This window comes from Nocardia sp. NPDC057272 (assembly GCF_042668615.1).
In the GTDB taxonomy this organism is placed as follows: domain Bacteria; phylum Actinomycetota; class Actinomycetes; order Mycobacteriales; family Mycobacteriaceae; genus Nocardia.
This window is the reverse complement of the sequence record NZ_JBHUYK010000027.1, coordinates 31,824-56,098: the sequence shown is the minus strand read 5'-3', so window position 1 is coordinate 56,098 and position 24,275 is coordinate 31,824. Positions and strand designations below refer to the sequence as shown.

The 24,275-nt window shown below is 67.4% G+C and carries 24 protein-coding genes; 15 read left to right on the top strand and 9 right to left on the bottom strand.

What is annotated here, in order from left to right:
• Window positions 1-75: 75 nt before the first annotated feature.
• Both ACFULV_RS28175 and ACFULV_RS28170 read right to left on the bottom strand, forming a co-directional pair.
• Complete coding sequence (locus tag ACFULV_RS28175) at window positions 76-1,209, bottom strand: ArsA family ATPase (RefSeq protein WP_378661831.1); 1,134 nt, start codon at window positions 1,207-1,209, stop codon at window positions 76-78.
• Window positions 1,206-2,243, bottom strand: coding sequence for an ArsA family ATPase (locus ACFULV_RS28170; protein ID WP_378638725.1), 1,038 nt, complete (start codon window positions 2,241-2,243; stop codon window positions 1,206-1,208). The genes ACFULV_RS28175 and ACFULV_RS28170 overlap by 4 nt, the downstream gene beginning before the upstream one ends.
• 59 nt (window positions 2,244-2,302) lie before the next feature.
• Between ACFULV_RS28170 and ACFULV_RS28165 the strand changes: the two genes are divergently transcribed.
• Genes ACFULV_RS28165 through ACFULV_RS28155 form a run of 3 tightly spaced genes read left to right on the top strand, consistent with a single transcriptional unit; the run spans window position 2,303 to window position 3,731 of the window.
• Entirely contained in the window at window positions 2,303-2,464 is a 162-nt protein-coding gene (locus tag ACFULV_RS28165; RefSeq protein WP_378638727.1) for a hypothetical protein, read from the top strand.
• A 1-nt stretch (window position 2,465) separates the two neighbouring features.
• Window positions 2,466-2,927, top strand: a complete 462-nt coding sequence (locus ACFULV_RS28160; RefSeq protein ID WP_211300352.1) for a RidA family protein — start codon at window positions 2,466-2,468, stop codon at window positions 2,925-2,927.
• Between the two features lie 9 nt (window positions 2,928-2,936).
• Window positions 2,937-3,731 (top strand): MBL fold metallo-hydrolase, encoded by a 795-nt coding sequence (locus tag ACFULV_RS28155; RefSeq protein ID WP_378661828.1) that lies wholly within the window; start codon window positions 2,937-2,939, stop codon window positions 3,729-3,731.
• A 170-nt stretch (window positions 3,732-3,901) separates the two neighbouring features.
• On the opposite strand, the gene ACFULV_RS28150 is transcribed toward ACFULV_RS28155, so the two are convergent.
• Complete coding sequence (locus tag ACFULV_RS28150; protein ID WP_040703546.1) at window positions 3,902-4,576, bottom strand: Crp/Fnr family transcriptional regulator; 675 nt, start codon at window positions 4,574-4,576, stop codon at window positions 3,902-3,904.
• Between the two features lie 134 nt (window positions 4,577-4,710).
• On the bottom strand, window positions 4,711-4,938 hold the full coding sequence (locus tag ACFULV_RS28145) for a hypothetical protein (protein ID WP_082843785.1): 228 nt from the start codon (window positions 4,936-4,938) through the stop codon (window positions 4,711-4,713).
• Between the two features lie 182 nt (window positions 4,939-5,120).
• Here ACFULV_RS28145 and nth point away from each other — a divergent pair, with 182 nt between their 5' ends.
• From nth to ACFULV_RS28125, 4 genes are read left to right on the top strand one after another with little or no spacing between them, the layout of a single operon-like run.
• Window positions 5,121-5,879: an endonuclease III gene (gene nth, locus ACFULV_RS28140; protein ID WP_378661925.1), complete on the top strand. Its 759-nt coding sequence runs from the start codon at window positions 5,121-5,123 to the stop codon at window positions 5,877-5,879.
• Window positions 5,876-6,526: a TlpA family protein disulfide reductase gene (locus ACFULV_RS28135; RefSeq protein WP_378661824.1), complete on the top strand. Its 651-nt coding sequence runs from the start codon at window positions 5,876-5,878 to the stop codon at window positions 6,524-6,526. The genes nth and ACFULV_RS28135 overlap by 4 nt, the downstream gene beginning before the upstream one ends.
• Window positions 6,527-6,566: 40 nt before the next feature.
• The gene (locus tag ACFULV_RS28130; protein WP_378638735.1) at window positions 6,567-7,295 is read left to right on the top strand and encodes an NUDIX hydrolase; all 729 of its coding nucleotides are present in this window, start codon (window positions 6,567-6,569) and stop codon (window positions 7,293-7,295) included.
• A complete protein-coding gene (locus tag ACFULV_RS28125) occupies window positions 7,292-8,485 on the top strand; it encodes a MarP family serine protease (protein WP_378638738.1) in 1,194 nt (397 codons plus the stop codon). Before ACFULV_RS28130 ends, ACFULV_RS28125 begins: the two co-directional genes overlap by 4 nt.
• 193 nt (window positions 8,486-8,678) lie before the next feature.
• Here the strand turns inward: ACFULV_RS28125 and ACFULV_RS28120 are convergent, their stop codons facing one another.
• The 4 genes from ACFULV_RS28120 to acs all read right to left on the bottom strand — a co-directional run bounded on the left by ACFULV_RS28120 (window position 8,679) and on the right by acs (window position 13,598).
• Entirely contained in the window at window positions 8,679-9,683 is a 1,005-nt protein-coding gene (locus ACFULV_RS28120; RefSeq protein ID WP_378661821.1) for an alpha/beta fold hydrolase, read from the bottom strand.
• A gap of 55 nt (window positions 9,684-9,738) precedes the next feature.
• The gene (locus tag ACFULV_RS28115) at window positions 9,739-10,266 is read right to left on the bottom strand and encodes a phage holin family protein (RefSeq protein ID WP_378638743.1); all 528 of its coding nucleotides are present in this window, start codon (window positions 10,264-10,266) and stop codon (window positions 9,739-9,741) included.
• Window positions 10,263-11,492, bottom strand: coding sequence for a Na+/H+ antiporter NhaA (nhaA, locus tag ACFULV_RS28110; protein ID WP_378661818.1), 1,230 nt, complete (start codon window positions 11,490-11,492; stop codon window positions 10,263-10,265). The genes ACFULV_RS28115 and nhaA overlap by 4 nt, the downstream gene beginning before the upstream one ends.
• Before the next feature lie 147 nt (window positions 11,493-11,639).
• A complete protein-coding gene (gene acs / locus ACFULV_RS28105) occupies window positions 11,640-13,598 on the bottom strand; it encodes an acetate--CoA ligase (RefSeq protein WP_378661815.1) in 1,959 nt (652 codons plus the stop codon).
• Between the two features lie 388 nt (window positions 13,599-13,986).
• Here acs and ACFULV_RS28100 point away from each other — a divergent pair, with 388 nt between their 5' ends.
• From ACFULV_RS28100 to ACFULV_RS28075, 6 genes are all read left to right on the top strand, one after another.
• Window positions 13,987-15,585 (top strand): ABC transporter substrate-binding protein, encoded by a 1,599-nt coding sequence (locus tag ACFULV_RS28100; RefSeq protein ID WP_378661812.1) that lies wholly within the window; start codon window positions 13,987-13,989, stop codon window positions 15,583-15,585.
• Between the two features lie 63 nt (window positions 15,586-15,648).
• A complete protein-coding gene (locus ACFULV_RS28095; protein WP_378638753.1) occupies window positions 15,649-16,575 on the top strand; it encodes an ABC transporter permease in 927 nt (308 codons plus the stop codon).
• Complete coding sequence (locus tag ACFULV_RS28090) at window positions 16,568-17,497, top strand: ABC transporter permease (RefSeq protein ID WP_378638755.1); 930 nt, start codon at window positions 16,568-16,570, stop codon at window positions 17,495-17,497. The genes ACFULV_RS28095 and ACFULV_RS28090 overlap by 8 nt, the downstream gene beginning before the upstream one ends.
• The gene (locus tag ACFULV_RS28085) at window positions 17,494-19,188 is read left to right on the top strand and encodes an ABC transporter ATP-binding protein (RefSeq protein ID WP_378661809.1); all 1,695 of its coding nucleotides are present in this window, start codon (window positions 17,494-17,496) and stop codon (window positions 19,186-19,188) included. The genes ACFULV_RS28090 and ACFULV_RS28085 overlap by 4 nt, the downstream gene beginning before the upstream one ends.
• Before the next feature lie 103 nt (window positions 19,189-19,291).
• On the top strand, window positions 19,292-19,456 hold the full coding sequence (locus ACFULV_RS28080; RefSeq protein WP_378638760.1) for a hypothetical protein: 165 nt from the start codon (window positions 19,292-19,294) through the stop codon (window positions 19,454-19,456).
• 10 nt (window positions 19,457-19,466) lie between these two features.
• A complete protein-coding gene (locus tag ACFULV_RS28075; protein ID WP_378638763.1) occupies window positions 19,467-20,213 on the top strand; it encodes an oxidoreductase in 747 nt (248 codons plus the stop codon).
• A 424-nt stretch (window positions 20,214-20,637) separates the two neighbouring features.
• Here ACFULV_RS28075 and ACFULV_RS28070 read toward each other — a convergent pair whose 3' ends face one another.
• Window positions 20,638-21,498 carry an HAD-IB family hydrolase gene (locus ACFULV_RS28070; protein ID WP_378661806.1) on the bottom strand — a complete coding sequence of 287 codons (861 nt, stop codon included), beginning with the start codon at window positions 21,496-21,498 and terminating at the stop codon, window positions 20,638-20,640.
• A 348-nt stretch (window positions 21,499-21,846) separates the two neighbouring features.
• On the opposite strand from ACFULV_RS28070, the gene ssd reads away from it, so the two are divergent.
• Together ssd and ACFULV_RS28060 are read left to right on the top strand one after the other, a co-directional pair.
• The gene (gene ssd, locus ACFULV_RS28065) at window positions 21,847-22,998 is read left to right on the top strand and encodes a septum site-determining protein Ssd (protein WP_378661803.1); all 1,152 of its coding nucleotides are present in this window, start codon (window positions 21,847-21,849) and stop codon (window positions 22,996-22,998) included.
• A gap of 67 nt (window positions 22,999-23,065) precedes the next feature.
• A complete protein-coding gene (locus ACFULV_RS28060; RefSeq protein ID WP_378661800.1) occupies window positions 23,066-24,247 on the top strand; it encodes a TadA family conjugal transfer-associated ATPase in 1,182 nt (393 codons plus the stop codon).
• Window positions 24,248-24,275: the final 28 nt, after the last annotated feature.

Here is a 24,275-nt window from a genome sequence, read left to right as displayed (position 1 = left end):
CCGCGTGGTTTGCGGAATCGGCGCCGTTGGTGAGTGTTACCGGATTGTGAGCTATAGCGGATTTGTCTGAATCGATCAGGCCGAAGCCGGGGTGCCGGTCAGCTGATCGCCGACGGCGCGCAGTGCTTCGAGATCCGAGACCTCGAAGGGCAGCGCGGTCACCGAGACGATCTTCACCCGCGGATGCGCACCGGTGAAGCGGTGCAGCAGCCGCCGCTCCCGCGCCGCCGTCGACACCCGATCGGCGTGGATGCGCAGCACCGACGCGGTCAGCGGGTTCGAATCGGCCAGCTGGTCGGCGGCAGTCAGCGCGTGGTCGCCCGACAGCTCCGACAACGCCGGATGGGTCCGGTTCAGCACCAGACCGGCCAGCGGCATCTTCTCGGTCGAGAGCCGGTCGACGAAGAACGACGCCTCGCGCAACGCGTCCGGCTCGGGCGCGGCGACCACCAGGAAGTGCGTACCGGGCTTGGACAGCATCGCGAAGGTGCGCTCGGCCCGGTCCTGGAACCCACCGAACAGCGATTCCAGCGATTGCAGGAACGTCGAGGCGTCCTTGAGCATCTGCCCGCCGACAATCGTCGACACCCCGCGCATGGCCAGGCTCATCGCCCCCGTGACGATCCGGCCGACACCGCGTCCCGGCGCCATGATCAACCGGATCATCTTGCCGTTGAGGAAGGTGCCCAGCCGCTTGGGCGCGTCGAGGAAATCGAGCGCGTTGCGAGAGGGGGGAGTGTCGACCACGATCAGGTCCCACTCCTTGCGCGCGGCCAGCTGGCCGAGCTTCTCCATCGCCATGTACTCCTGCGTGCCACCGAACGACGACGCCACCGTCTGATAGATCGGATTGGCGAAGATCTGCTCCGCCTTGTCCGCGCTGGTGTGCTCGAGCACCATGTCGTCGAAGGTGCGGCGCATGTTCAGCATCATCGCGTGCAGCTCACCGGGGACCTCGGGACCCAGCTCCACACGCTGCGGGGTGTTGTCCAGTTCGGCCACGCCCAGCGACTGCGCCAGCCTGCGCGCCGGATCGATGGTCAGCACCACCACCTTGCGACCCGATTCGGCCGCTCGCAGCGCGATAGAGGCCGCGGTGGTGGTCTTGCCGACGCCGCCGGACCCGCAGCACACGATCACGCGGGCAGCCGGGTCGGCGATGATCTGCGAGACATCCAGCGCGGGCGGGGTGGAAACGTGCTCGCTCATCGGACTCCCTGCGCGGATAGCTGTTCGGCCAGTTCGTAGAGGCCACCCAGGTCGATGCCGTCGCCGAGGGCGGGCAAGGACAGCTGGGGGACGTCGATCTGCGCCAGTTCGGCGGCACTCGCGTTCTGCGCGGTCAGCACGATCGCATGGTCGACCGTTTCGGCGATCAGGCCGTCGAAGTCCGACTCGGACAGGGTGATGCCGGCCTTCGCCAGGTCGGCGGCGACCGCGGCAGTGTCGAGCTCGCCCGCCACGGCCGTGTCGCGCTGAGCCGGGGTGAGTTCGGCGGTGGCCGCCCGGTTGACGATCACCGTGCCGATCCGCAGATCGTCGGCGGTGAGCTCGGCGATCGCGTCGGCGGTCTCCTGCACCGGCAGCGCCTCGAGCAGCGTCACCAGGTGGATCATCGTCTGGTCGGAATGCAGCAGGTTGGACACGCCCTCGGCCTGCGAGGCGATCGGACCGCCCTTGGCGATCTCGGCCATGGCCGTGGTGACGTCGAGGAAGCCGGCGATCCGGCCGGTCGGCGGCGCGTCGACGACGATGTCGTCATAGGCGGGCCTGCCGTCCTTGCCGACCCGGACCACACACTCTTTGATCTTGCCGGTGAGGATCACGTCGCGCAGACCCGGTGCGATCGTGGTGACGAACTCTATGGCGCCCATCCGGCGCATCGCCCGTCCCGCGAAGCCGAGGTTGTAGAACATGTCGAGGTATTCGAGGAACGCGTACTCGATGTCCAGTGCCAGCGCCGTCACCTCGCCACCGCCGTCGGCGCTGGCGATATGGGTCTCGGTGGGCGGCAACGGTGGCCGATCGAACAATTGCGCGATGGACTGGCGACTCTCGACCTCGACCAGCAGCACTTTGCGTCCCCCTGCGGCGAGCGCGAGTGCGAGTGCGGCCGAAACGGTCGACTTGCCGGTGCCTCCCTTGCCGGTCACGTAGTGCAAGCGGGCCTTGGCCGCGCGCTGTGGCCATCCGGTCGACGGTTCGGGAACCGACGAAACCGGCTCTGCTGTTGGTGCTCCCACGCCGCCGAGCCTATAACCCGTTTCGCCCAGGCGTTCGGGGTGAGCCCTAAACTCACACCATGAGTGAAGTCACCCTGTGGGAGTACGCGACCGTGCCGCTGTTGACGCACGCGACCAAGCAGATCCTCGACCAGTGGGGGTCCGACGGCTGGGAGCTGGTCTCGGTGCTGCCCGGACCGACCGGCGAACAGCACGTCGCCTACCTGAAGCGGAAGAAATAGCGTGGCCACCGCGTGGAAGGACGCGCTCGACCGGCTCGGTGTCACGCTGCCGCCGGTCGCCGCTCCCGTCGCGGCCTACATCCCCGCCGTGCGCACCGGTTCGCTGGTGTACACCTCCGGCCAGCTGCCCTTCGTCGACGGTGAATTGTCGGCGGTCGGCAAGGTCGGGGCCGAGGTGGATGTGGAGCAGGCCAAGGAGGCCGCCCGGCTGTGCGCGCTGAACGCGCTCGCGGCCGTGCACGATCTGGTCGGGCTCGACCAGGTGGTGCGGATCGTGAAGGTCGTCGGATTCGTCGCCTCGGCACCCGGATTCAGCGATCAGCCGATCGTGATCAACGGTGCGTCGGAGTTCCTCGGTGAGGTGTTCGGCGAGGCGGGCGTGCACGCGCGCTCGGCCGTCGGCGTCTCGGAACTGCCCAAGAACACGCCCGTCGAGGTGGAATTGATCGTCGAGGTCGGATAGGCAGCCGTCATGGCACTGGAACATCCCGCGTACAGCCAGGTCAGGCCGGTCACCCCGACGGCATCGGTCCTGCTGGCCGACAACCCCAATCAAATGACGCTCGACGGCACCAACACCTGGCTGCTGCGTGGCCCGGACAGCGATTCCTATGTGGTCGTCGATCCGGGACCGAAGGACAAGAAACACACCGCCGACATCGTCGAGGCCACCGGCGGCCGGATCGCGTTGACGCTGATCACCCACCACCATCACGATCACACCGGCGGCATCGATCACCTGGTGAAAGCCACCGGGACGCCGGTGCGATCGGTGGATCCGGCGTATCTGCGTGGCGCGGTCGTGCCGCTGGTGGACGGCGAGGTGATCGAGGCCGCGGGCCTGCGGATCACGGTGCTCGGGACGCCGGGTCACACCACCGATTCGGTGAGCCTGCTGCTCGACGACGCGGTGCTCACCGGTGACACGGTCCTCGGCCGCGGCACCACGGTGCTCGAATCCGCGCCGGGCGCGCTGGCGAACTTCCTCGCGTCGCTGGAAAAGCTGCGTGAGCTGGGCGCGGGTAAGGCATTGCTGCCCGCGCACGGGCCCGACCACCCCGATGCGGCGCCGGTGGCGCAGTACTACCTCGACCACCGGCGTGAGCGGCTCGACCAGGTGCGGGCCGCGCTGGTCGAACTGGGTCCCGGCGCGGGCGCTCTCGCGGTGGTCCGCAAGGTGTACGCCGACGTGGACAAACGGCTGTGGCCCGCAGCGCGCAGTTCCGTGCAGGCGCAGCTGGAATACCTGCGGGCCGAACAGAACTGAACACCGCTCGATCGCCGACGCGCTCGCCGTGTCGGCGATCGAGTGCTGTCCGGCATACAACGGCCGATGTCCCGGCACAACGAAACCGCGGTGGTGTGGACGAGGCCCTCTCCTCGTGAGCCCACACGCATCAACGGTCCCGTCATACCGGGACGGCAGGTGTTCGAACGTCAGCGAGCGCGACGTGCCAGACGCTCGGAATCCGAGATCAGCACGCTCTTGCCCTCGAGGCGCAGCCATCCGCGATGAGCGAAGTCGGCGAGCGCCTTGTTGACGGTTTCCCGGGAAGCGCCGACCAGCTGGGCGATCTCTTCCTGGGTCAGGTCGTGGGTCACGCGCAGCGCGCCCGCTTCCTGGGTGCCGAAACGCTGTGCGAGCTGCAGCAGCGCTTTGGCGACGCGACCTGGCACGTCGGTGAAGATCAGGTCGGCGAGGTTGTTGTTGGTGCGGCGAAGGCGTCGTGCCAGCACGCGCAGCAGCTGCTCAGCGATCTCAGGGCGCTGATCGATCCACGACTTGAGTGCGTCGCGGTCCATCGTCACGGCGCGGACCTCGGTGACCGTGGTTGCGGTCGAGGTACGCGGGCCCGGGTCGAAGATCGACAGTTCACCGAACATGTCGGACGGACCCATGATGGTCAGCAGGTTCTCCCTGCCGTCCGGGGACCGCCGGCCGATCTTCACCTTGCCCGTCGTGATGATGTACAGCCGATCGCCGGGTTCGCCCTCGTTGAAGATGACGTGGCCGCGCGGAAAATCTACGGGCTGCAGCTGCTTGGCGAGCGCGGCCACCGCGGTGGGCTCGACGCCTTGGAAGATGCCTGCTCTGGCGAGGGCCTCGTCCACGAATGTGCTCCTTATGGGATATGGCTTGCGAACCTGGTCGAGCGAATCGACCAACCGCGCAGTCTACGCGGCATTCCGGCACCGCAGTGACAGACACCACGTAAAGAGTGGATTGCGCGTTGAGAATCGATCGTTTAGCTCGCCCGTGCGACATCCAATTCGGAGGTACGGGAACGGCGCTTGCGCACGCGCGCCACGGCGGCGGGCAGGCCGAGCTTCGTCAGCTCTTTCACTTCGGCGTTGCTGGCGTTGTCCAGGTACTGCTGAACCTCTTCGTCGGGTTCGAGAAGCTTTCGGAGCCGATTCTCGACCCGCTCCATCCCCAGCGCGAACAGCATCAACAGCACTGGGAAGAGCACCACAGCGAGTCCTTGCATGACTGGCAGTAAACACGGTCCAGGTCTCAGATGGAACACAGCGGGCAAACTGGCCGGGCAATGTTGTCGTAGTGGTTCCGTATGGTGAAGCGGTGCCCGTTTCCCCCGCCCCCGCCGCCGCAGGCGATGCCGATCCGGCAGCGGATTCGGCCGCCGCACCCACCGGCATCTCGGCCGCCCGCAAGCGCAAGAACCGTGCGATAGCTGCGGAAACGCGGATCGGACTGGTCCGGCGCGCCCGCCGGATCAACCGCACGCTCGCCGCGGCGTTCCCCGACGCGCACTGCGAGCTCGACTTCACCACTCCGCTGGAACTGGCCGTTGCGACGATCCTGTCCGCCCAGTGCACCGACGTCCGGGTGAACCTCACCACTCCCGCCCTGTTCGCGAAGTACCGCAGTGCCTACGACTACGCGCAGGCCAACCGTGTGGAGCTGGAGGAATACATCAGGCCCACCGGCTTCTACCGGAACAAGACCAGTTCGCTGATCGGCCTCGGCCAGGCGCTGGTCGAAAAATACGACGGTGAATTGCCTCACACTCTGGACGAATTGGTGAAATTGCCCGGGATCGGGCGCAAGACGGCCAACGTCATCCTCGGCAACGCGTTCGATGTGCCCGGTATCACCGTCGACACCCATTTCGGCCGGTTGGTGCGCCGCTGGAAGTGGACCGACGAGGAGGATCCGGTCAAGGTCGAGCACGCGGTCGGTGCGCTGTTCGAGCGCAAGGACTGGACGATGCTCTCGCACCGGGTGATCTTCGAGGGCCGTCGGGTGTGCCATGCGCGCAAGCCGGCCTGCGGCGCGTGCGTGCTCGCCGACGATTGCCCGTCGTTCGGGCTCGGCCCCACCGACCCGGCGGTGGCCGCGGAGCTGGTGAAGGGCCCGGAGCGCGATCACCTGCTGAACATGGTCGGCCTGTGAGCGAAGCCTCGCTGCTGCGGCGGCCCGCTGTGCGCTGGGTGCTCGCCGCGGTGATCTTGGTCGTCGCGGCCACAGTGGCGCTGTGGCCGCGTGAGGGTTCCGAGACCACCGGCGTCGTTGCGCGGACATCGCAGCAGACGTCGGGCGTGTCGGCCGAGGAACGAGCGGCGGCGGGGTCGCAACCCTGCCCGTCGCCCGCGTCCGCATCGGCGACCGGATCGGGGCCGCTGACCGGTCTCCAGGTGAGCTGTCTGGCGGATGGCAAGCCTGTCGATCTCGCCGCGGCGCTCGCCGGAAAGCCCGCGCTGCTCAACCTGTGGGCCTACTGGTGTGGGCCCTGCGCCACCGAGTTGCCGCATCTGCAGGAGTTCGCGCAGCGGGCGGGCACGGCACTCACGGTCATGACCGTGCACAGCGATCCCGACGAGGCGAAGGCACTGTCTCGGCTGACCGGACTCGGCATCACCCTGCCCGGCGTCGAGGATCCGCAGGCCGCCGTGCGCAGTGCGGTCGGTGCGCCCGCGGTGCTGCCCGTCTCGGTGCTCGTGCGGGCCGACGGCACCATCGCGAGCGTGGAGGTGCGTACGTTTGCCGACGTGGCCGACATCGCGGATACGGTATCCGCGAAGCTCGGGGTCACGGTATGACAGAGGACGTAACAGTGGCGTGTGGATCGAAGGCGATGGCGTGAACGATGTAGCGAGGCTCGACGATTCCGGCGTTCCCTCGTGGTTGCGCACCGCGATCAGATCCGGCGGTCCCGACGCCGACGACACGCTCGCTACTTCCCGCGCCCTGCGCCGGGCCATGTCGATCACCGGCAGGCCACGCCAGGCCGCTGTCCTCGTGCTGTTCGGCGGCTCGCCCGACGCCGACGAGTCGGTGCCCGGGGGCCTGCCCGCCGACGCCGACGTCCTGCTCACTCAGCGTGCTTCGACCATGCGCCAGCACCGCGGCCAGATCGCGTTCCCCGGCGGTGCCGAGGATCCCGGCGACGATGGCCCGGTCGGCACTGCCCTGCGCGAAGCCGCGGAGGAGACCGGACTCGATCCCGCCGGTGTCCAGCCGTTCGCCCTGCTGCCGAAACTGTTCGTTCCGCCGTCGAAATTCGACGTGACCCCGGTGCTCGGCTACTGGCGGGCACCCAGCGCGGTCCGCGTCGTCGATCAGGGCGAAACCGAGCGTGTCGTGCGTGTGCCGCTCACCGAATTGCTCGATCCGGCACACAGATTCATGGTGCGTGGCAGTCTCGGCTACCAGAGCCCCGCGTTCCAGGTCGACGGCATGCTGGTGTGGGGACTCACCGGCGGTATCCTCGCCGGCATCATCAAATCCGCTGGGTGGGAACGAAACTGGGATCGGGGCGACGTGCGTGACCTGGAGAGCTCGCTGGCTGCGGTCGGAATGACCCTGTGACCGCCTCGGTATGGCTCGACATCGCGGTGGTACTGATCGCGCTGGTCGCGGCGTCCACCGGCTGGCGGCAGGGCGCGGTGGCGTCGGCGCTGGCGTTCTTCGGTGTCGCGCTGGGCGCGGTCGCGGGCATTCTGATCGCACCGCACATCCTCAAGCACCTCAGTGAGGGTCGCAGCCGGGTACTCGGCGGCATCCTGCTGATCGTGCTACTGGTGATCGTCGGTGAGGTGGCGGGCATGGTGCTCGGCCGGGCCGCGCGCACCAGCATCCGTCAGCCGGTCGCGCGCAGCGTGGACAGCGTTGTCGGCGCGGTCTTGCAGGCGGTGACCGTGCTGGTCGCGGCGTGGCTGCTCGCGTTGCCGCTGGCCACCGCGTCCCAGCCCGCTGTCGCCGCCGCGATCAATGGGTCGAAGGTGCTCGCCGACGTCAATTCGGTCGCGCCGGACTGGTTGCGCAAGGTTCCCAACGAATTCTCCAAGCTGCTCGACACGTCGGGCCTGCCCGATGTGATCGGCCCGTTCGGCCGAGCTCCGATCGCCGCCGTCGAACCGCCGGATCCCTCGGTGCTGGCCAGCCCTGTTGCGGCGTCGCTGCAGCAGAGCGTGCTGCGCATCCGCGGCACCGCACCCAGTTGCCAGCGGGCGCTCGAAGGTTCCGGCTTCATCGTCGCGCCGGAACGCGTGATGACCAACGCGCACGTCGTGGCGGGCACCAACACCGTGTCGGTCGACACCGCGCGCGGCGCGCTCGACGCCACCGTGGTCCTGTTCGACCCGTCCAAGGACATCGCGGTCCTCGCCGTCCCCGGTCTGACCGCCCCCGTGCTGCCCCAGGCCCCTGAGCCCGCGAGTTCGGGCGAGAGCGCGATCGTGCTCGGTTACCCCGGTGGCGGCCCGTACACCGCCAGCGCGGCCCGTGTCCGCGAGACTCTCGACCTCACCGGCCCGACCATCCACCGCGACGGCACCGTCGAACGTGAGGTCTACACGGTGCGCGGTCAGGTCCGCGCGGGCAACTCCGGCGGCCCGCTGGTCGACGCCGAGGGTCAGCTCCTCGGCGTGGTCTTCGGCGCGGCAGTCACCGACGACGACACCGGTTACGTCCTCACCCTGCACGAGGTCGCGTCCGAACTGGCCGCGGCCGCTCCGAGCAGCACACCGGTCAACACGGGCGCCTGCGTACTGAGCTGATCACCCAGCCCCGGAGCAGGTAATCCCGATGTCGTCGCCCCCCCACACAGCCTGGGCCGGGTGATCCTGATGTGTCTCTACCAAAGGGGCCCGCCCCGATCTGGACTGACCGAAGGGTGCGACGAAGGAGTACCCGTAGGGAGGGAAGATCGGGGCCTCAGGGGCCCCGCTCGAGCGCGCCAGCGCTCCGATATCACGGCGAAACCAAGTCGTCGTGGGGCGGTGACCCGTTGACACCGTTCTGCTCGCGCCAGTGCGCGGTCAGCGCCTCGTTGACCTTGCTGGGGTTCTCCTGATGCGCGTAATGCCCCGCTCGCGGTATCGAGACCAGCGTCCGACGGGGCGACAGCGACTCTCCCCGCTGGTACGTCGCATCCAGCAGATACGAATCCTGTTCGCCACGCAGCATCAACACCGGGATGTCGATCGGGGTGCGCATCGTGGCCATGAACCGCTTGCCGTCCGGTCGCCACTGGCTGCGAAATGCCCAGCGCTGATACTCCAGCGCACTGTGCGCGGCCCCCGGAATCCGGATGGCATGGCGCATCCGCGACGCGGTCTCGACGAATTCCGCACTGCGCGACCAGGATTCACCGACCCGATCGTGCAGCAGGCGCTCCACCTCGGCGCCACCACGTCGGGTGAGCAGGTTTTCGGGATAGCGCGGTAGCTGATACCGCAGGAAATCGGGCAGCCAGGTCGCCCGCTGGGCCGGATCGCGCAGCACGGCGCTCTTGAGCGCGGCGGGATGCGGCGAGCTCACCAGCGCGATCGAGCGGACCAGTCGCGGATGCAGCACCGCGGTGGCCCAGCAGACCAGGCCGCCTTCGGCGTGGCCGACGAGCGTGGCCTCGGTGTGCCCGAGCGCCCGGATCAGGCCGGCGATGTCGCCTGCGAGGGTCCAGCCGTCGTAGCCACGCGGTGGTTTGTCGGTGTCGCCGTAGCCGCGCAGGTCGACGGCGACGGTGCGATACCCGTGGCCGGCGAGCGCGGTCAGCTGATGCCGCCACGACCACCAGAAATCGGCGAAACCGTGCAGCAGCAGCACCAGGGGCGCCTCGGGGCGGTCCGTGCCGTCGGTTTCGGCGGCGACTGCTTCGACGACGTGGAAGCGGATTCCGTTGGCGTGCACGTCCCGGTGGGTCCACGGTCCGTCGAAACGGACGCTGGAGGGATCCGGGAATGAATTGGACGACACGCCGATCGAGCCTAGTGGGCGGGTCCGGCTGTTGCGACCGGGCCCGCCCGGCGCGTCATCGGTTGCTCGACTTCTCCAGCGAAGTGGCGCCCGCACCACTGGATCCGATGGCCGCGTGCGCGTCGGCCGCGTCGCGGTGGGTGAACGCGGCGGGCAGCACCTCGGCGGCCTGCTTGAGCGAACCGATCGTCTTCTCCGGCGCGCGCACCTTCCGTACCTTGAGCCAGCCGAGCAAGGCCAGCAGGACAGTGGTGAGCACCATCAGCAAGAACACGATCAGGAACGCGGCCCAGCGCCACAGCCACATGTCGAGCAGCTCGGCGAGGAAGAAGAAGAAAAAGAACGAGCTGAACAGCAGCACTGTCAGCGCGAGGATGAAGAAGACGCTGCCGGTGAGGCCCTTCTTGATCTCACCGGTGACCTCGGCCTTGGCCAGCGCCACCTCGGCGCGCACCAGTGTCGACATCTGCTCGGTGGCATCGCGCACGAGGCTGCCGATGCTCGCCGATCCGGGCGGATTGGCGTCGGTCAACGGGATCGAAGTGACCGTCCGACCGTCATTTCCGCCTTGGGTGTAACTCACTTCGTCGACCCTTCTCCCTGTGGTAACTGGTCTGCATCGCGGCGCGCCTGGTGCACACGTCCTCGGCGCAACAGTAGCGCCGATCCGATCAGCGATGCTGCCATCGAGGTCACCAGAACGGCGGCCTTGGCAAGATCGATGGCATCGTCGCCGACGTCGGCGAGCGCGAGTTCCGCCACGAGAAGGCTAACGGTGAACCCGATCGCGCCGAGTACCGACAGGGCGAACATGTCGCGATACTCCAGTCCGGCTGGGCGTTTCGCCCAGCCGAGCTTGATAACGACCCAGCTCACACCGAAGATTCCGATGGTTTTGCCGAGCAGGAGCCCGAGGATGATCGCCAGCGCGAGCCGGTCGGTGAACAGTGATCCGAACACTGCGCCGTTGAGCGGCACACCGGAGGCGAACAGCGCGAACACCGGTACGCAGAACCCGGCCGAGATCGGTTGCACCACATGCTCGAGGTGCGTCGCGGGCGCGATCTCCTCGCCGGGATCTTTGCGGACCCTGGTGAGCAACCCGAGTGCGACGCCGGCCAGCGTCGGATGGATGCCCGCCTCGTGCAGCGCGTACCAGCACACCAGCGCGACCGGAATGTAGAACAGCGGCGTGTGCAGGCGCAGCTTCTGGGCCAGTGCCCACACCCCGCAGCAGGCGAAGGCGGCGGCCAGCCACAGCAGCGACAGCGAGGCGGTGAACAGCACCGCGATGAGAACGATGGCGAGCAGATCGTCGACCACGGCCAGGCTCAGCAGGAACACCCGCGCGCTGGTGGGGATCCGCGAACCGGTCATCGCGAGGATCGCGAGCGCGAAGGCGATATCGGTGGCGACGGGAATGGCCCAGCCCTTGTCCATGCCGGGCACGCCGTGGCCCACCACCAGCGCGATCACGGCCGGGGTGATCACACCGCCCACCGCGGCGATGACCGGCAGCGCTGCCCGTTTCGGGTCGCGTAGCTCGCCGACGGCGAACTCGCGTTTGAGCTCGAGCCCGGCGACGAAGAAGAAGATCGCGAGCAGTCCGTCCTTGGACCAATCGGCCAACGTGAGGTCGAGGTGCAGTGCGGGAATGTCGAGGTGGGTGTCGACCATCGTCTGGTAGCTCGCGCCCCACGGCGAGTTCACCCAGATCAGGGCCACCGCGGCGGCCACGAGCAGCAGCGCACCGCCGACCGTTTCGGTGCGGAGATAGCGGGTGAGCTCGGAGCGGACGCGCGTGATCAAGGGCAAGCCTTCCGGCAGGGGTCGACGGAACTGCGGGCGCTCATCGACTCGGATTCACGACCGCATGCCGACCAGACTTCCCGGCACACCTCTACGCGATCCTAACGGACCCGGCCGGTGACATCCGATGTCACCGGCCGGTGCGCGTCAGTTGCTCCCGGTGCGAATGGCCTCGAAAACGCCCGGATCGACCAGCGTGGAGGTGTCGCCGAGCTCGCGTCCCTCGGCGACATCGCGCAGCAGCCTGCGCATGATCTTGCCGCTGCGGGTCTTGGGCAGTTCCGGCACGATGTGGATCTCGCGTGGCCGCGCGATCGGGCTGATCTCCTTGGACACCTGCGCCTTCAGTTCGGCGACGAGCTCGGGGCCCGCCGACGCCGCGGCTTCGCCGGTGAGGATCGTGAACGCGACGATCCCCTGCCCGGTGGTCGCGTCGGTGGCGCCGACCACCGCCGCCTCGGCGACGGCTGGATGCCCGACCAGCGCGGACTCGACCTCGGCGGTGGAGATGCGGTGTCCGGAGACGTTCATGACATCGTCGACCCGGCCGAGCACCCACAGGTCGCCGTCGGCGTCGAGCTTGGCGCCGTCGCCCGCGAAGTACCATCCCTGCTCGGCGTAGCGCTCCCAGTAGGTGGCGCGGTAGCGATCCATATCGCCCCAGATGCCGCGCAGCATCGACGGCCACGGCTTGTCCAGCACGAGGTACCCGTTGGCCTCGGTTTCGCCGAGCTGCACCGGTTTGCCCTCTTCGTCGACGACCGTCGCGGAGATGCCGGGCAGCGGGCCCATCGCGGCGCCCGGTTTGGCCGCGGTGACGCCGGGCAGCGGCGCGATCATGATGGCGCCGGTCTCGGTCTGCCACCAGGTGTCGACGATCGGAGTCTTGTTCGCGCCGAAGACTTCCCGGTACCAGCGCCAGGCTTCGGGGTTGATGGGTTCGCCGACGGAGCCGAGCAGTCGCAGGGTGCTCAGGTCGTGGGCGTCGGGGATCTCACGACCCCATTTCATGAAGGTGCGGATCAGGGTGGGTGCGGTGTAATAGATGGTGACGCCGTACTTCTCGATGATCTGGAAGTGGCGGTGTTCGTCGGGGGAGTTGGGGGTGCCTTCGTAGACGACCTGGGTGGCGCGGTTGGCGAGGGGGCCGTAGACGATGTAGCTGTGTCCGGTGACCCAGCCGATGTCGGCGGTGCACCAGTAGACGTCGTCTCCGGCTTTGTGGTCGAAGACGTTGTGGTGGGTGTAGGCGGTTTGGGTGAGGTAGCCGCCGGTGGTGTGCAGGATGCCCTTGGGCTTTCCGGTGGTGCCGGAGGTGTAGAGGATGAACAGCGGGTGCTCGGCGGGGAAGGGCTGCGCGTCGTGCGAAGGCGAAGCGGCGGCGACGGTTTCGTGCCACCACAGATCGCGACCGTCGGTCCACGGCACCTCCGTGCCGACCCGGCGCACCACGAGCACGTGCTCCACCGACGACGGCACGTCGCCCTTGGCTGCCAGCGCCTCGTCGACGGCCTCCTTGAGCGGTGCGGGCTTGCCGCGCCGCCACTGACCGTCGGTGGTGATGATCAATCGGGCCTCGGCGTCGTCGACCCGCTGGCGCAGCGCGCTCGGCGAGAATCCCGCGAACACCACCGAGTGCGTGAGTCCCAGTCGCGCGCACGCCAGCATCGACACGATCGCCTCGGGCACCATCGGCATGTAGATCGCGACGCGATCGCCTGCCTCCAGGCCGAGCTCGGTCAGGTAGTTCGCCGCTCGCGAGACCTCTTCCAGCAGTTCGCGGTAGGTGATGTCGCGCGAGTCGCCGGGTTCGCCTTCCCAGTGGATGGCGACCTGGTCGCCGTGCCCGTCGATGACGTGGCGGTCGACGCAGTTGTAGGCGACATTGAGCTCGCCGTCGCCGAACCAGCGCGCGACCGGCGCGTCGGTCCAGTCGAGTACCTCGGTGAAGGGTTTGTGCCAGTGCAGCCGGTTGGCCTGTTCGGCCCAGAAGCCGTCGCGGTCGGTCTCGCCACGGTCGTAGAGCGTGGCGTCCGCGTTGGCGGCGGCGGCGAATTCCGTACTGGGCGGAAACGAGTCCTGGTGTCCTGCAGCAGTTTCGGTCACGTCGGTTCAGCCTCACATGCCTGGTGCGGTCGGGTCGGTCGCCGGGGTGCGGCCCAGCTGTCTAGACAGTAGCCAACGGACCCGCGACGGCGTGTCCCGTTGTCGTGACGATGTTTCGCGGCGGTCAATAGGGCTAGTTCATCCGATGACTTCGCCGGACAGACCGGACGGTCGCGAGCTATCGTTTTTACTCAACGGTTCAGCTGAGCGTTCCCGATATTTGTTCATATTTTTCTGCCGAGGGCGAGGGGCTCGGCAATTTTTCCTGCGTTTCCAGCGAGTAACCGTACTGATACATGTGAACTGAAAATGGCTCGGATCGCTGAAAAATCCAGCCGGAGCCGCTAACCTCCGACCGTTAGCCACGGAATTGAACCGGGAGAGAGCGTTGAGATTCATCAGAGCGACCGCGCTGGTCGCGGCGGGACTGGCGGCCACAAGCCTCGGTCTCACCGCGTGCTCGTCCGACGACAGTGCTGATTCGAGCATCGTCACCACCAATGCGGGCGAGCCGCAGAATCCGTTGGTGCCCAGCAATACCAACGAGAACATGGGCGGCCGCGTCGTCGACCGTTTGTTCGCCGGGCTGAAGTACTACGACGCCAACGGTGAGGCCCACGACGAGGTGGCCGAGAAGATCGAGACGGCTGATCGGAAGTCGTACAAGATCACCATCAAGCCGAATTGGAAGTTCACCGACGGCACCACGGTCACCGCGAAATCGTTCGTCGACGCGTGGAACTACGGCGCACTCGCCGACAACGCGCAGCTGCAGAGCTACGTGTACAGCCCGATCGCCGGGTTCGACGAGGTGAGCGCCGAGAATCCCACCGTCAAGACGATGTCGGGCTTGAAGGTCGTCGACGACCGTACCTTCACCGTCGAGTTGAAGTCGCCCTCGATCGACTTCGAGAGCGCGCTCGGCTACGCGCCGTTCTATCCGCTGCCCGATGCCGCTTTCAAGGATATGAAGGCGTTCGGTGAGAAGCCGATCGGCAACGGTCCCTACGCGTTCGGTTCCTGGGAACACAACGTCAAGATCGATCTCACGCCCAACCCGGACTATCCCGGTGGCCGTCCGGCCAAGAACAAGGGCCTCCGATTCGTGATGTACCAGTCCTACGACACCGCGTACGCGGATCTGCAGGCCGGAAATCTCGACACCCTCGACACCATTCCCGACAGCGCGATCACCACGTACGAGAGCGACCTCGGCGACCGTGCGATCACCAAGCCGACCGCGCAGAACCAGCACATCGGCATCCAGACCACCGTGCCGCATTTCGGTGGCGAGGAAGGCATTCTGCGTCGCAAGGCCATCTCGATGGCGATCAACCGCCCGCAGATCATCGACAAGATCTTCAACGGCACGCGCACGCCGTCGCGCGACTTCACCGCCGCGACCCTGCCCGGCTACGACGCGAACCTGCCGGGTGCGGAAGTGTTCGATTACAACCCCGACCAGGCCAAGAAACTGTGGGCGCAGGCTGATGCGATCTCGCCGTGGTCGGGTCAGTACCAGATCACCTACAACAGCGACGGCGGCCACCAGGCCTGGATCGAAGCTGTCGCCAACAGCGTGAAGAACACCCTCGGCATCGACGCGGTCGCCAACCCGATGCCGACGTTCAAGAACATTCGCGACGCGGTGAACGCCAAGACGATCGGTACCGCGTTCCGCTACGGCTGGCAGGGCGACTACCCCACGATGATGCAGTTCCTCGGTTCGCAGTACTACAGCTTCTCCGAGACCAACAACGTCAACTACAACAATCCCGAGGTGGACCGGCTGTTCAACGCCGCCCTCGCCGCCCCGACGCAGGCGGATTCCTACAAGCTGATCGCGCAAGCGCAGGCGATCATGATCAAGGAGATGGCAGACATCCCAGTGTTCGACTACGTCGCCAACGCGGGCCGCTCGGACAAGGTCACCAAGGCTGAGCTCACCTGGAACGGCCTGTTCGACTTCGAGAACATCGAGAAATAGAACTCGACAGCTGGGCCGGGCCACTGCGAAGTGGCTCGGCCCCGGTCGTTTTCGGAGGTAACGATGGCTTGGTACGTAGTTCGGCGTCTGCTCCAGATGATCCCGGTATTCCTGGGCGCGACGCTGCTCATCTATGCAATGGTCTTTCTGATTCCGGGTGACCCGATCAAGGCGTTGGCCGGCGAGAAACAGCTGACGCCGGCCGCCGAGGCGGTACTGCGCGCCCGATATCACCTCGATCAGCCTTTCATCGTGCAGTACCTGCATTACTTGAAGGGGATTCTCACTTTAGATTTCGGCACCTCGTTCTCGGGCAGGCCAGTCCGTGAAGAACTTGAGCGCGCCTTTCCGATCACCATCAGGCTGGCGTTTCTCGCCGTGTTCATCGAAGGTTTGTTCGGCATCTTGTTCGGCATGATCGCCGGGCTGCGGAAGGGCAAACTCTTCGATTCGACCATGCTCATCGCGAGCCTGGTGATCATCGCGCTGCCGGTGTTCGTCGTCGGTTATCTCGCGCAATTCTTTCTCGGTGTGAAATGGGGGATCGCCCCGGTTACTGTCACGGGTAAAGCGAGCCTGGGCGAGTTGATCGTTCCCGCGTTCGTGCTCGGCTCGCTGTCGTTCGCCTATGTGCTGCGGCTGACCCGAAACTCGGTGGCGGAGAACAAATCCGCCGACTTCGTTCGCACGGCGACGGCCAAAGGGCTCGGGCGCCGACGCGTGGTGAGCGTGCACATTCTCAGGAATTCGATGATCCCGGTCGTCACCTTTCTCGGCGCCGATTTCGGCGCGCTGATGGCGGGCGCGATCGTCACCGAGGGCATCTTCAACATTCCCGGCGTCGGCGGCACCATGTACCAGGCGATCATCCGCGGCGAGCCGCCCACGGTGGTGTCGTTCGTAACGGTGCTGGTGGTGGTGTTCCTGATCGTCAACCTCGTGATCGACCTGCTCTACGCCGCACTGGACCCGAGGATCCGCTATGCATGACAAGCAACAGCATTTCGTGGCCCCCGCCGACGAGGTGGAGGTGCTCGCCACCGACCGCGTCCTGGACCAGGGCACCCCGACCAGCATCTGGGGCGACGCGTGGCGGCGACTGCGCCGAAACCCCGTGTTCCTGGTCTCGGTGGTGTTGATCGTGTTCGTCATGCTCGTGGTGCTGTGGCCGTCGTTGTTCACCAGCCAGGACCCGCGGTTGTGCCTGGGGGAGTTCGGCATGGACGGCCCGCGCGAGGGTCATCCGTTCGGATTCGACAAGCAGGGCTGTGACATCTATGCGCGCACCATCTACGGGGCGCGTGCGTCGGTGAGCGTCGGCATCGCATCGGCGATGCTGTTCCTGCTGGTAGGCGGCATCCTCGGCGCGCTCTCCGGGTTCTACGGTGGGCTGCTCGACACGATCGTCTCGCGCATCGCCGAGATCTTCTACGCCATTCCGATGGTGCTGGCCGCGATCGTGCTGCTGCAGCTGCTGCGGCCCGCCGGGATCATGACGGTCGTCGCGATCCTGGTGGCCTTCACCTGGCCGCAGGCCGCGCGCATCACGCGTGGCGCGGTGATCGAGGCCAAGAACAGCGAATATGTCACCGCCGCGAAGGCGCTGGGGGTGTCGCGTCTCGGCACGCTGATGAAACACGTGCTGCCCAACTCGGCGAGTCCGCTGATCGTGGTCGCCACCATCTGGCTCGGCGTCTTCATCGTCACCGAGGCGACGCTGTCCTATCTCGGCGTCGGTCTGCCGCCGAGCATCGTGTCCTGGGGCGCCGATATCGACCGCGCCAAGACCGAGATCCGTACCTCGCCGATCCTGTTCTATCCGGCGACCGCGCTGGCCATCACAGTGCTGAGCTTCATCATGCTCGGCGACGCGGTGCGCGACGCGCTCGATCCGAAGGAGCGCACCCGATGAGCCTCGACAAATCCGCACCGGAGCCACTGCTCGAAATCCGGGACCTGGACGTCGGTTTCACCTCCGACGGCAAGGAGATCCCCGCCGTTCGCGGCGTGAGCCTCACCGTCTACCCCGGGCAAACCGTCGCCATCGTCGGCGAATCCGGCTCGGGTAAGTCGACGACCGCGCACGCCATCATCAACCTGCTGCCCGGCACCGGCAAGGTCACCGGCGGTTCGATCCTGTTCGACGGCAAGGACCTGACGAAAGCGTCGGAGAAGGAGATCGTCGCCATCCGTGGCAACGGCATCGGCCTGGTTCCACAGGACCCGATGTCGAACCTGAACCCGGTGTGGAAGATCGGCTTCCAGATTCGGGAAACCCTGGTGGCCAACGGTATCGCCACCGGCGCCGCGGCCCGCGAACGCGCGGTGGAACTGCTGGCCGAGGCAGGTATGTCCGATGCCGAACGCCGCGTGAACCAGTACCCGCACGAGTTCTCCGGCGGGATGCGGCAGCGCGCGCTCATCGCGATCGGCCTGTCGTGCAGGCCGAAGCTGCTGATCGCCGACGAGCCGACCTCGGCGCTCGACGTCACGGTGCAGCGCCAGATCCTCGGCCATCTCGAACAGCTCACCACCGAGCTGGGGACCGCGGTGCTGCTGATCACCCACGACCTCGGCCTCGCCGCGGAACGGGCCGAGCACCTGGTGGTGATGTATCGCGGCAAGGTGGTGGAATCCGGTCCCGCACTGCAGATTCTGCGCGATCCACAGCACGCGTACACCAAGAAGCTGGTGAACTCGGCGCCGTCGCTGGCGGCATCGCGGATGTCGTCGTCGCGGCAGCGGGCCGAAGTGCGCGCGCAGGCTGTCGAAGTAGCTGTCGCCGAGAAGGCCGCCGACGCACTGCTCGACGCCGTGCTCGATGTGCGAAACCTGTCCAAGGCGTTCAAGATTCGCGGCAAGCGGCCGTGGCTGTCCACGGACTTTGTGGCCGTCGACGATGTGAGTTTCACGGTCTGTCGCGGCACCACCACCGCGATCGTCGGTGAGTCGGGATCCGGCAAGTCGACCATCGCACAGATGGTGCTCGGCCTGCTCGAACCGACGTCGGGCACCGTGGAGTTCGACGGCAAGGACGTCGCGAAGCTCGACAGCAAGGGCGCGTTCGCCTTTCGGCGTCGGGTGCAGCCGATCTTCCAGAATCCCTACGGCTCGCTCGATCCGATGTACTCGATCTTCCGCACGATCGAGGAACCGCTGCGGGTGCACAAGATCGGTACTCCCGCCGAGCGCGAAGCGGTGGTGCGTGACCTGCTCGACAAGGTGTCGCTGCCCGCGTCGGTGCTGCGGCGTTATCCCAACGAGTTGTCGGGCGGGCAACGTCAGCGGGTGGCGATCGCCCGCGCGCTGGCCCTCTCGCCCGAGATGGTGGTCTGCGACGAGGCGGTCTCGGCGCTGGACGTACTGGTCCAGGCGCAGATCCTCACCTTGCTCAACGACCTCCAGGCCGAGCTGGGGCTGACGTATCTGTTCATCACCCACGACCTGGCGGTTGTTCGGCAGATCGCGGACAACGTGCTGGTCATGCGCGAGGGCAGGGTGGTGGAGGCGGCCACGACCGACGAGGTGTTCGCGTCTGCGCGCGAGGACTACACGCGGGCATTGCTCGAGGCGATCCCTGGCCGCGAGCTGCTCACGGGGTAAGGGTGTCAGCTGGGCTCTCGAAACCCTTCGAGAGCCCAGCTCATCGGCGTAGCGTGGATTCGTCCGAGGTGGTGCGGTGTGGATCGCGGGGTTGGAGACGCCGGTGGATCGAATCGATGCTGAACGGCTGGCCGAGCGGGAAGCGCGGCGGCGCAGGGCGGTGACCCCGGCGGCCAAGCGGCTCGCCGAGGTGCCGTGGCCGGATCGCAGCTGGCCGACGGTGCGCGGGTTGTATGTGACCGTGGGGGTCGCACTGTACGAGCGGTAACCTCCATGCCGTGACTGATCCGCTCCAGCCCCTGGTCGACCTGCCCGGCGTGCGCGAGGCCGCCGACAAGGCGCGCGACGCGCTCGCGGCCGTGCATCGGCACAAGTCGAACCGGCGTGGCTGGGCGACGACCGCCGCCGAAGCCGCCGTGCGGGCCGCCCGTTCCTCGGCGGCCATCGAAGGCGCGAGCACCGACCTGCCCGCCGACGGTCAGGTCAGTGACCCGGTGCTGGCCGGCGCGTTGCGGGTGGGTCAGGCGCTCGACGGCGACGCGCTCACCAATCTCGTCGGCACCTGGCGGCGCGCGCCCCTGCAGGCGCTGGCCCGGCTGCACCTGCTGGCCGCCGCCGACCTGGTGACCGACGAGCGGGAACTCGGTCGTCCGCGCTCGACTCCCGGCGTCGCCGAGCGGCTCGACATGCTCACGCAAACCGTCCAGTCGAGCAAGGCGCCCGCCCCGGTGATCGCGGCGATCGTGCACGGCGAGCTGCTGTCGCTGCGTCCGTTCGGCACCGGTGACGGTGTCGTCGCGCGTGCTGCCTCGCGGCTGGTCGCGGTATCCAGCGGACTCGACCCGCACAGCCTCGGCGTGCCCGAAGTGTTCTGGCTGCGCCGCCGTCAGGCCTACCTCGACGCGGCCGCCGGATTCGGCATGGGCACCGCGGAGGGCGTGGGTGGCTGGGTGCTGTTCTGTGCGGGAGCGTTGGAAGACGGAGCCCGCGAGGCGAACTCGATCGCCGATGCGGCGGCCGGCTGAACCCGGCCGTACACGTCGAAACGGGCGGCGTTGTCGATTGCTCGACCTCACCGCCCGCTAGCACGGAACACCCGGTTACCAAGCGTGCAGGGTGGGTTGTGTTCGGTGGCCTCGGCGATCATCCCAACCCCGCCGGTTCATCCCCGCAACCTGTGCGAGGCGTTCGCCGACGTTGGCTCGAATTTCGCAGGCCCACAACTCTTTCGGCCTTGTCGCGGCGCGCTCCGCGTGGGTGCCTGGTGTCCGTGCTGGGAAGGGTGGGATGGGAGGCGAAACCTTCTCTTCCGGCTCCGTCTTGGCCTTCCGTCCTTCCGTGACTCCATTCTTACACTGTGATGGCACTCACATCAAGGGTTTCTAAGGCATTACCGAATCCCGAGGAATTCGGCGTGTCGCTCGGAGATTCGTGCTGCACAGCGGCCGGTCAGCGTCGTTTGCGGAGCAGTCGGTAGCTGATCGCGCCGGCGATGATCGCGCTCAGTCCGACAGCGGCCGTCGCGGCGACGGTGGTGGTCGACGGTGCCTGGAATCGTGACCACAGCGACACCGGGTTGGAGAACGTGAGTACCGGCCAGCCGCGGCTCGCCGCCTCCTTGCGCAGCGCGCGGTCGGGGTTCACCGCGGTCGGATGGCCCACGGCGCTCAGCATCGGCACGTCGGTCACCGAGTCGGAGTAGGCGTAGCACCGCGACAGGTCGTAGCCCTGCTCGGCGGCGAGCTTCTCGATGGCGGCGACCTTGCCCTCGCCGTAGCAGTAGAACTCGATATCGCCGGTGTACTTGCCGTCCTCGACGACCATCCGGGTCGCCTCGGTGTGCGAGGCGCCGAGCACCTCAGCTATCGGTCCGACGATCTCCTCGCCGGAGGCCGAGACGATCACCACATCGTGGCCGCGGATCGTGTGATCGGCGATCAGATCGGCGGCCTCGGCGTAGATCAGTGGGTCGACCAGATCGTGAAGAGTCTCGGCCACAATGGTTTTCACCTGCTCCACATCCCAGCCCGCGCACATGTTGGCGAGGTTTGCCCGCATCCGTTCCATCTGGTCGTGATCTGCACCGGAAAGCAGGAACAAAAAGTGTGCGTAGCTGCTCTCCAACACGGCTCTGCGGTTGAGCAGACCCTGTGCGTAGAACGGTTTGCTGAAGACGAACGCGCTCGACTTCGCGATCACTGTTTTATCGAGATCGAAGAACGCGGCGACGCGCCCGCCCGGCACCGGGGCTCGGCCCGTTTTGCCGAGACTTGTGTCCGTAGGCGGGGTCTGGTCGCGTTCTGGCGTCACGTCAACAGAATAGGCACGACCTGCGCGCACCGCAGGATCGACTGTCCGCACCGTGGAAAAGGGTTTGCCCCGGGGACGCCGGACGGCGCGAATCGCCGAAGAATGTCGGCGAATGCTACTTGCGCCCGCAGCAGGGGGTGGGTGTAGTATTGCTGGCACCTGGACTTAGTCCAGGCGCGTTCAGCCCGACCCCCCGGGGCTGAACCCGACGGCCCCAGCCTCCTCCCCCCCGGCTGGGGCCGTCCTCTATTTCCGGGACGATCGTCAAAGTTCTCCACACCCCCGAGTTATCCACAATCGGTGTTTTCGGGGTGTTGATGAACTCCTCGCTCGGCAACGCTGAGTCGTATGAACCCAGTCCCGATGCGCGGTGGCCCGCCACAGATCGCGCCCGCTCTCGTGCTCGTGCGTGACGAACGGCTGCGCGCGGAGGTGCGTCGAGTTGCGGCGGCCGCCGAGCGCGTCACCGAGGAACGGGCGATGCCGGTCGGCAGGCATGCGTGGGCCGGGGCAGGCATAGTCATCCTCGATACCGCCGCCGCTGTTGCCGCCGCCGCCGGCGGATTCCCGCGGCGGGCGGGCGTCGTCCTTGTCACCGAGGGAGAGCCTGCCGTGCCCGACTGGCAAGCGGCGACGGCGGTGGGTGCCGAACGAGTTGTCGCGTTGCCCTCGGCGGCTGTCGCACTGGTCGAACAGTTCGCCGAACACGCCGAATCCCGCACGGGCGAAGGGATAGTCGTCGCGGTGGTCGGCGCGGGAGGAGGTGCCGGCGCATCCACGCTCGCCGCGGCGATCGCGCTGCGCGGGGCCGCCCGGCGGGTGCGCCGCGACACGGTGTTGATCGACGGTGCCCCGCTCGACGGTGGGATAGATCTGGTGCTGGGCATGGAGAACGTGCCGGGGCTGCGCTGGCCGGACCTGATCATCGAGGACGGCCGGGTGTCGGCTGCGGCGCTGCACAACGCGTTGCCCGTCGGGTCTCCCGGCTTGGCGGTGTTGTCCTGTGGCCGAGCGCGACCCGCCACCGGGGTGGGTGCCTGGCGATCACGGTCCGACTCGGCTTCCGTGGGGCACGCGTTCGTCGGACTGGCACCGGCGGCGGTCCGTGCGGTCATCGAATCAGGGAGGGACGCGGGAGATCTCGTGGTCTGCGATGTGTCGTGTGAGCGTGGCCCGGCAGCCGACGCGATGCTCGACGCCGCCGATCTGGTCGTCCTTGTCGTACCGGCCCGCCTGCGCTCCATCGCCGCGGCCGAAGTCGTCTCTGCCTATCTCGGAGAACGAAACCCCAACCGCGGCTTGGTGGTCCGTGGTCCCGCGCCCGGCGGATTGCGCGGCGCGGAAGTCGCCGAACTTCTCGGATTGCCCCTTCTCGCCGCAGTGCGCGGGCAAGCCGGCCTCGCCTCCCGCCTCGAACGCGGTGGCCTGAGCGTCCGCCGGCGCGGCCCCCTGCGCGACGCCGCCGACGCCGTCCTCGCCATGGTCGGAGCCGAGGGATGACTACCCCCGCCGGCGCCGGACGCTGCATCCCTCGTGCGGCCCCTCGGATGGACGGAGCCGACGCGACATGACCTCCTTTGTGACCGTCGACCTCCTCGAACGCGTCCGTGAGCGCCTCGCCGAGCATCCGGGCGTCCCAGATGCCGCGCAGCTGGCGGCCGCGATCCGTACGGAAGCGGGCGGCGTGCTCGCCGATACCGATCTGCTCCGGGCCCTGCGCCTGTTGCAGACCGAGATGACCGGTGCGGGGCTGCTGGAGCCGTTGCTGCACGATCCCCGGGTCGCCGATGTACTCGTCACCGGGCCGGATGCGGTGTGGGTCGACCGTGGCCGCGGCCTGGAGCTGACCGATGTTCGCTTCGCCGACGAAGCCGCTGTTCGCCGCCTCGCCCAGCGCTTGGCCTTGGCCGCGGGCCGCCGCCTCGACGACGCTCAACCCTGGGTCGACGGCAAACTCGCCGGAACCGAAGCCACGCTCGGCGATGCGTTCGGCGTTCGACTCCACGCGGTACTGGCCCCCGTCGCCCACGACGGCACGTGCCTGTCCCTTCGCATCCTCCGCCCGGCGACCCAGGGCCTCGACGCGCTGGCGGCCGCCGGTTCGATTCCCCCGGACGCCCGCCGTCTGCTCGGTGACATCGTCCGCGCCCGCCTCGCGTTCCTGGTTGTCGGAGGTACCGGAGCGGGAAAGACTACTTTGCTCTCAGCCCTGCTCGCCGCCGTCGACCCTGCCGAACGAATCGTGTGTGTGGAGGACGCCGCCGAGCTCGCCCCGGTCCATCCGCATGTCGTTCGCCTCGTTGCCAGGACGGCCAATGTTGAGGGGGTAGGAGCTGTTACGGTGCGCGACTTGGTCCGTCAGGCCTTGCGGATGCGCCCGGATCGCATTGTCGTCGGGGAGGTCCGTGGTGCCGAAGTCGTCGATCTCTTGACGGCCCTCAACACCGGCCACGACGGCGGTGCGGGGACCGTCCACGCCAACTCGCCCCAGGAAGTTCCCGCGCGCCTGGAGGCACTGGCCGCGCTCGGTGGGATGGACCGGGCGGCCCTGCACAGCCAGCTCGCTGCCGCCGTCCAGGTGGTCCTGCACGTTCGACGCCGCTCCGACGGAACCCGTGCCCTCCACGAAATCGGTGTCCTGCACCGTGATGTCGAGGGAGTCCACATCACCCCGGCCTGGCGGTCGGACAAGCATCCGACTCCTGCGGCCGGTGAACTGCACCGACTACTCGAGGTGCGTCTCGGATGAGTAACCCGGTCGCGTATGCGGTGGTGGC

What these genes read in the sequence shown, in the direction of transcription:
- ACFULV_RS28175 (WP_378661831.1), bottom strand. Translation starts at nt 1,209, where the DNA reads ATGAGCGAGCACGTTTCCACCCCGCCCGCGCTGGATGTCTCGCAGATC.
- ACFULV_RS28165 (WP_378638727.1), top strand. Translation starts at nt 2,303, where the DNA reads ATGAGTGAAGTCACCCTGTGGGAGTACGCGACCGTGCCGCTGTTGACG.
- ACFULV_RS28155 (WP_378661828.1), top strand. Translation starts at nt 2,937, where the DNA reads ATGGCACTGGAACATCCCGCGTACAGCCAGGTCAGGCCGGTCACCCCG.
- ACFULV_RS28095 (WP_378638753.1), top strand. Translation starts at nt 15,649, where the DNA reads ATGGCTTGGTACGTAGTTCGGCGTCTGCTCCAGATGATCCCGGTATTC.
- ACFULV_RS28090 (WP_378638755.1), top strand. Translation starts at nt 16,568, where the DNA reads ATGCATGACAAGCAACAGCATTTCGTGGCCCCCGCCGACGAGGTGGAG.
- ACFULV_RS28085 (WP_378661809.1), top strand. Translation starts at nt 17,494, where the DNA reads ATGAGCCTCGACAAATCCGCACCGGAGCCACTGCTCGAAATCCGGGAC.
- ssd (WP_378661803.1), top strand. Translation starts at nt 21,847, where the DNA reads ATGAACCCAGTCCCGATGCGCGGTGGCCCGCCACAGATCGCGCCCGCT.
- ACFULV_RS28060 (WP_378661800.1), top strand. Translation starts at nt 23,066, where the DNA reads ATGACCTCCTTTGTGACCGTCGACCTCCTCGAACGCGTCCGTGAGCGC.